The sequence below is a fragment of the Hallerella porci genome (assembly GCF_003148885.1).
Taxonomy (GTDB): domain Bacteria; phylum Fibrobacterota; class Fibrobacteria; order Fibrobacterales; family Fibrobacteraceae; genus Hallerella; species Hallerella porci.
Map to the genome: position 1 here is coordinate 343,414 of NZ_QGHD01000001.1, position 6,666 is coordinate 350,079.

Annotated in this window: 4 protein-coding genes; all 4 read left to right on the forward strand. The window is 48.4% G+C overall.

Features of this window, described 5'->3' with window-relative positions:
* The first annotated feature begins 39 nt into the window (after nt 1–39).
* Nucleotides 40–708, forward strand: coding sequence for a hypothetical protein (locus B0H50_RS01445; protein ID WP_146193652.1), 669 nt, complete (start codon nt 40–42; stop codon nt 706–708).
* 17 nt (nt 709–725) lie between these two features.
* Entirely contained in the window at nt 726–2,228 is a 1,503-nt protein-coding gene (locus B0H50_RS01450) for a hypothetical protein (protein WP_106198119.1), read from the forward strand.
* Nucleotides 2,229–2,265: 37 nt separating this feature from the next.
* Nucleotides 2,266–4,905: a TIGR02171 family lipoprotein gene (locus B0H50_RS01455; protein WP_109587127.1), complete on the forward strand. Its 2,640-nt coding sequence runs from the start codon at nt 2,266–2,268 to the stop codon at nt 4,903–4,905.
* A partial coding sequence (locus B0H50_RS01460; protein ID WP_146193654.1) for a TIGR02171 family lipoprotein occupies nt 4,902–6,666 on the forward strand: 1,765 nt, incomplete at its 3' end. The genes B0H50_RS01455 and B0H50_RS01460, both read left to right, overlap by 4 nt.

Below are 6,666 nucleotides of genomic sequence, written 5' to 3' on the forward strand. Positions count from 1 at the left end.
TCTCTTGTTAAACCGATTTTACTTTTTTCGGCCTGCTTGATGTCGATTATTATTGCGTTTCAAGCGTTAACGCCGAGCAAAAAAGAAAAATCTCTCGTCGAAGCGGCTTGCACCTTTGCAAATTTAGAACCGCAATGTTTCGAATCCAATGAAACGTGGAAAGAAGGACTCGCTTATTACGACAGCGTTCTTGCGATTTCTCACGATACGATTTCTGCAGTGAAATCGCTTTTCTGGGAGCATTGGCAATTAAAGTTTGCGGGCGCAGATCACGCGCAAACTCCCGAACTCATTTTGCCAACGAAAATTTTAGAAGAAAAAAATACAGGCTGCGTGGGCGTTTCGTGGTTAGCGCTAATGCTCGCCGAAGTGCGCGGTATTCAGGCGCAAGCGTATCTCATTCCGGGGCATATGTATTTTTCGGTGAACGGCAGAAATTTCGAGCCCAATCGCGAAGGCTTTAATTATTCGCACGAAGAATATCGAAAAAAATATGCCGCGGGCAGTTGGGATGCCGCAATGCAAAAAGCATTATATCGCAATCAATTCTTGGGAATTGTCGCGTTCAATTTAGGTAACGCCAAATTGGAATCGGATCCGCAAGCGGCTCTCGCTTGGTATAAAGTCGCGGCTGAATTTTTCCCTGCGTATCCGAAAATCCGCGATAATCGTCGCATTGCTCTGCGCAAATTGGACGAGCGCAAATAATTGCGGAATGAACTGCGGTGCATTTTCCGTTTAAAATTTTATTTGCTTTTTTCGTCGCTGCGTTTGCGTTTTTTCCGCTGACAGATTCCGATATTTGGTGGCATTTGGCGAGTGCCCGCGATTTTTTCGAAAACGGCTTAGCCGAAAAAGATCCGTTTTGTTGGACGCCTTCGCGGACGCCGTGGATCAATGTGCATCTCTTTTTTCAGTGGATTGTTTATGCGGTTCATTCGGTGGCGGGGGCTTTTGGATTAGTTCTTTTGAAATCAGTTGCTTGGGGAATTGTCGCTTTTCTTTGGGTGCTTCCGTGCAAAAGAAAAATTCGACTTTTTGAATTTTCGCTCGCTGTTTTGTGCGCATTTATTTTTCGTTATGCGTTGGAATGTCGCCCGATTTTTCTTTCGCTTTTATTCCTCGGCATTTTTTGGAATTTGCTTCCGCAACTTTTGCCGCCGATTTCTAAAAAATATTTTTTGTCTGCGGCGATTTTACTTTTTACACAATGGATTTGGATTCGGACGCAAGGACTTTTCCCTTTGAGTTGTGGGCTTTCGGCGATGGCGATATTTTTAAGTTGGAATCGAATGACGAAGAAATCGAAAATTTTTTCATCCTGTTTTTTAGTCATTCTTTTCTCCGTTCCGCTGTGGCATTTTCAAGGGAATTATTTGTTCGCTTATCCGTTCGGACTTCTCGATCGTTTGATGGGAGGTTCTGCGGCATCGCAAATTTTTGCGCTTGAAATTGCGGAAAATCGTGCGCCTTCAACTCTTCTTTTGTTGCATGAAAATACCGCTTCGATGGCGACACTTCTTTTGCTCGTGGGAATTGCTGCGTTTTTTATTTTGAAAAAAAAATGTTCGATGGAAATTTGGCGAATCGCTTGGCTTCTTATCGCAGCATTTCTCGCGGTTTTTGCGGAACGCAATTTGACAATTTTCTTTTTCCCATTTGTTCTTCTTATTCTTTGGAATCCTTCGTTCATTTTGCTTTTGCGAAAAATTTTTTTGAAGATTTTTCCGCAGAAAAAAGCGGAATTTGGAAATGTCATTTTTATTTTTGCCATTTTAATTTTGTCTTTTTCTGCGGGCAGTTTTTTGCGCAGTCTTCCCGCTTATTTTGAAGGAAAAAATTTCCAAGCGATTTCACAAGAACGCGTTCCGATGAATGCGGTAATTTATTTGCAAAATCATCCGCTTTTACCGAATCAAAATTTATTCAATGACGATCGTTCGGGCGGTTATATTTCGTGGAAAATTCCCGCACAAAAAACATTTGCCGACGGAAGATTTATTTTAAAAGATTCCACGTTTATGGCGAATTATTTGAACTTTGCAAAAAATCCAGAGGCATTTTTTGTCGCAGCAGATTCTTTGCAAATTTATCGAGCGTTGATGCCGACTCGTTATATTTCTCTCTGGAAAAATTTAGATTCGGCGATGCAAAAAAAATCTGATTGGAAAAACGTTTATCGTGACGACGCTTACACGATTTGGGATAAGACAATTTCGGCAAAATAAAGAAGAATTTGCAGAGCGAATTTTCTAAATTTTCTTTATGCGTTTTTTACTTCTTTCGATTTTCTTTTTTCTCATTTCTTGTGCGAATGAAGCTTCGGATGCCGATGACATTTCGGATGCGTTTGAAGGGCTTGCGCGATTAAAAGCGACGGGCGATTCGGTTCAACTCGAATCAATGCATTTAACGGCGAAATTTACTTACGATTTTTATGTCGGCGAACACGAAGTTACAGAGCGCGAATATGCGGAACTCATGGGCGAAAAATTTTCGGCAGCGGATTCGAATAAGCCTGTTGTCGATGTGACTTTTTACGATGCGGTTTTGTACGCGAATGAACTTTCTAAAAAAGTAAAATTGGACACATTTTATGCGTATCGCACGGTGCTTCGCGATGACGAAAATCACGCGGTTTATTTAGAAGATTTGCGCCGCGATTTTACGAATGATGGTTATCGTCTCCCGACGGAAGCGGAATGGATTTTTGCAGCGAGTCAAGGTTGGAATCCGAAGAAAAATGCGTGGACTTCGGAAAATTCAAATTACGAATCGCACGCGGTTTGTTCTGCGGGGAAAAACGCTGCGGGAATTTGCGATATGGCGGGAAATGTAGCGGAGTGGACGAATGATTGGCTCGCCGAATGGAACGATACGACGGTTGTCAATTTTGCGGGCGCGGGCTCGCCGAATTCGCTCAACGAAATTGTTTTGAAAGGCGGCAGTTTTCGGAATGCTGCGGCAAATATCAATTTGAAATCGCGCGGAGATATTTATACGGTGACGCCGGCGATGTACGCTAATTATGTCGGCTTTCGCGTGGCGCGCGGTGCGCTTTTGCAGACGAGTTTTGCGCCCGCTTCCGAAATCAAAGCGGATTATCATATTTCGATGCTAACCGATTACAAAAAATTGCGAACTGTTTTAGGAACGTATCGTGCAAAGCTCGCTTTCCGCGATGATGAAACGCAGCGCATCGGCTTCGTCGATTTTCTCAGTTCTTCGCCGCGGGCGATTGAAATCAAAGATACTCTCGACGCGTATCATCCAGCGATTTCTCCGGACGGAAAGCGCGTCGCATTTTGCACCAAGCCCGAAGGCATTTCGGGAAAGTCGGCGTTATACGTCCGCGATTTGAATTCGGACGGTTCGAATTTGGTAAAGCTCGATGTCGAAAGCGCTGCCATTCCGCGTTGGCGAATTGTCGCAGGCGATACGGAAATCGTTTACGTTTCGAGTACCGGAAATAATGCGAACGAAACGGATTGGAAAAAAGAATCGACTTGGTCGGTAAAATTTTCGGGCGGAAAATTCGGCACTCCCCGCAAGCTTTTCGACGGCACGTACAACGGCGGCGTCTCCTCGGACGGGCGTCTCGCGGTTTCGGGCGCGCGCCTTCTCCGGGCAAATGTGGACGGCGAACAGCGGCTCTGGTACGGCGGGGAGCAGGCCTGCAACGTCTCGCTTTCGGATTCGACGAGCGAAACGCTCTTCCTTGATTTCGGCGGCGCCATCGGCGCGGAATTCGTCGGCTCTTCCTACGACGTGCACGAGCGCATTTTGGTTGCGGACACAGCCGGTTCTCTCTTGCGCACGGTTCCGGCCCCTTCGGGCTATGCCTTCGACCATTCGGAATGGGTGCATGGCAAAAAGGACTTCGCCGTGGCGACCCTCACGGACATGGACGGCGCGCATTCGAAGATCGCCCTTGTGAACACGCGCGATTCGAACGTGACGGATCTCGCAGCCGGCGCGGAACTCTGGCATCCGGACCTGTGGGTGGATGGGCTGAATGTCTCGGACTTTGAACTGGACTTGGACAGCGCGGGGGTGTATTTGTTGCCGAATGGAACGGAGCCGCAAAATCAGATGCGCGTTAAAATGGAATTATTTTGGTGCAATAAAGATTCCATTGAAGTTTTGGCTCTGGGTTCTTCTCGAATTTTGCACGGATTTATTCCCGATGCAAAAAGCATCAATATGGGACATTCGAGCAATGATATGTCGCTTATTTATTACATCGCCGAGAATTATGCTTGGAACCATCTTCCTCGGCTGAAAACGCTAGTGATTTCTGTGGACATAGACAATTGGCAGACCATAGAAGTCTATCGTGACCAGATGTTGGCTGCGGCTCCCGGTTATCTTTATGATGCAAACCATGGATTTTGGAAAGAGGGACTTCCGAAAGATTTTGTTAGTCTTGTGCAAAGCTCTTATCCGGCTTCTCAAGGGTATCAAAATTTGCGGGAAACCAAAGGTTTTGCGGAGCTTCCTGGATCGGGCTGGGGAGATCCTATTATTGAATCCGATTACCAGTGGGCCGAAAAAAATCCTGAAAAGGTGGAAATTCAATTAAAAGCTCTTCGAAATTTTTTGGCACTTGCCGAATCGAAAGAAATTCGTGTAATCGGTGTTCTTTTTCCGCAGAATCCCAGGTATAAAGAAACGGATTCGTGGGGGCGTTACGGCCCTAGCCGTTCTGCGGCAAAAAATATCATCGATTCTTTGCGCGCTTGTGAAAAGCAGTTTTTAAATTTTAGCCTGATGGACGAAAATAAAATGGGCTATCATGACTATGCGGACTCTACCGCTGCGAATACGGATCATTTAGCTTCGGCTGGAGCGCGGCAATTCATGTCTCGATTGGATTCTCTCACTCAACTCCTTTATCAAAAATGAAAACGATTCTCACAGCTTCAATAGCTTTCATGATAGCCTTAGGCCTGACCTCCTGTACGGATAGTTCCTCCTCCTCGCGGCCCGCCGATTATGCTTCCGACGTTGCGATTGAACTCGACTCCGCTCATGCGGGCATGCTCAAAGTCTTTGCTACGGGGGCCTTGGTGAAACTTGGCACAGATGCCGCGGGTGCAATGGCGAATGAACGTCCTGCGATGACCTCTAAATTCTCCTACGACTTTTCGATTGGCAAGCGCGAAGTCACTTGTGCTGAATTTTTGCACGAACTCCAAAATTTCGATTGCGATTCGACACTTCCGATCACGAACGTTACCTGGTATGATGCGGTACTCTATGCGAATGCCCGCAGCAAGTCCGAAGGCTTCGACACGGCCTACATTTATACGTCCGCCGCTTACGATTCTGAAGGACACTGCACGAATCTCGAAACCCTGGAATTTTTGCCAGAAGCCGATGCCTACAGGCTTCCGACCGAAGCGGAATGGATACTTGTCGCGGCGCAAGACTGGAATCCGTTTGCTAGCTGGAATTCGGGCAATTCAAATTATGAATTGCACGTCCCATGTTCGGTTTCGGACGTAAAGGATGCTTCGAATTCCGTCTGCGACATGGCTGGCAACGCAATGGAATGGTCGAATGACTATCTTGGTCGATTTCGGGATACGACAGTTTCGAACTTCCTCGGGCAGAAATCCGCAGGCACTCTTGGCGAGCGAGTCGTCAAGGGCGGTAGTTTCCGCAATGCGGCATCGAACATGTCGTTGCATGCACGTGGCGATGTCTATACGGTAACCTCTGCGACTCGTGCGTTTTACGTCGGATTCCGCTTGGCGTTTGGAAAAATCCCGAACGCGACATGGCTTGACTCCGGAGACCGCGCGGAAGAATCTTCCGTCGAACTCATGGCAACGTACAAACGTTTGCAAGAACTGCTGGGCTCCTCCCGCGCAATCCTCGCTTTCCGGGACGATGAAACAAGAAATATCGCTTTTGTAAATTTTTACGCTTCGCAGCCGCAAGTTGTTGAATTGACCGAAAGCGACGGCTACCACCCGGCCATATCCCCGGACGGAAAGCGCGTGGCCTACTGTACGCGGCCCGAAGGCGTATCGGGCAATTCGGAACTGCACGTCCGCAGCTTGCAGGCGGGCGTTTTGGACGATGCCGTTCTGGATGTGGAAAGCGCAGCGATTCCGCGCTGGCGTGTCGTGGGCGCGGACACGGAAATCGTCTATGTGACGAGTGCGGCGAACAATGCGGACGAAGCTGCATGGAAAACGGAATCGACGTGGAGCGTCCCCTTTGCGGGCGGAAAATTCGGCACACCCCGCAAGCTTTTCGACGGCACGTACAACGGCGGCGTCTCCTCGGACGGGCGTCTCGCAGTTTCGGGCGCGCGCCTTTTCCGGGCGAATGTGGACGGCGAACAGCGGCTCTGGTACGGCGGGGGGCAGGCCCGCAACGTCTCGCTTTCGGATTCGACGGGCGAAACGCTCTTCCTTGATTTCGGCGGCGCCATCGGCGCGGAATTCGTCGGCTCTTCCTACGACGTGCACGAGCGCATTTTGGTTGCGGACACAGCCGGTTCTCTCTTGCGCACGGTTCCGGCCCCTTCGGGCTATGCCTTCGACCATTCGGAATGGGTGCATGGCAAAAAGGACTTCGCCGTGGCGACCCTCACGGACATGGACGGCGCGCATTCGAAGATCGCCCTTGTGAACACGCGCGATTCGAACGTTG

Bases quoted from the DNA above. Each gene is read 5' to 3' on its own strand.
- B0H50_RS01445 (WP_146193652.1), top strand. From the start codon at position 40: ATGTCGATTATTATTGCGTTTCAAGCGTTAACGCCGAGCAAAAAAGAA.
- B0H50_RS01455 (WP_109587127.1), top strand. From the start codon at position 2,266: ATGCGTTTTTTACTTCTTTCGATTTTCTTTTTTCTCATTTCTTGTGCG.